This window comes from uncultured Microscilla sp. (assembly GCF_947493425.1).
Taxonomy (GTDB): domain Bacteria; phylum Bacteroidota; class Bacteroidia; order Cytophagales; family Microscillaceae; genus Microscilla.
The window spans coordinates 1-600 of record NZ_CANLRP010000450.1; the positions used below are offsets into that span (position 1 = coordinate 1).

The 600-nt window shown below is 39.5% G+C and carries 1 pseudogene; it reads left to right on the forward strand.

Annotated features, from left to right (window positions below):
* Positions 1–14 precede the first annotated feature (14 nt).
* Positions 15–600, forward strand: a pseudogene (locus Q0954_RS34290) (hypothetical protein); the annotation flags it as partial.

A 600-nucleotide genomic window follows, 5' to 3' on the forward strand; every position in this document is an offset into this window, starting at 1 on the left:
TGGTAACTGTGGTGTTGGATGATAGTGTATTTCGGAGCTGGTTATCCTCTCAGGGTTGCACGAATGATTTTGAGGACTGTTATGGTAAATTTTTCAGTGGTCAATTTGGTACAAGTGTGTATGGTTTTCGGGTTTTGAGTCTAGGCGTAAGCATTGAGGGGGTATTGTACCCGCTTTTCTTTGATTTTATCAAGAAAAAATCTTCTAAATCATATAACAAACCAGTGAAAGTGGCGCAGAAACTCATCCAACGTTGGGGAGGTTATCGTAAAAAATTAGCTCGGGAAGGCTGTCAGCTTCCCGAGCTTCACCTGAGTTGTGATAATGGGTATAGCGACTCAGATTTGGCAAAGAGCTGTAACCAAAATGGACTCCATTATATAAGTGTCACCAAAAAATCACATTACGTTGAAATTGAAGGTGAAAAAATAAAACTCTCTGACTGGATTGAAGAAAAATTCATTCCCGCAGAAAAAGCACATCAAGAAAGTGAAAAACACCTTCCTGATGTAGACAAAACCGCTTTTACGATGAGAATCAGGGCCAATTACTGCAGTAAAAAGCAAGAGGTAGTCTTATTATTTTTCCGACTCAATGGCT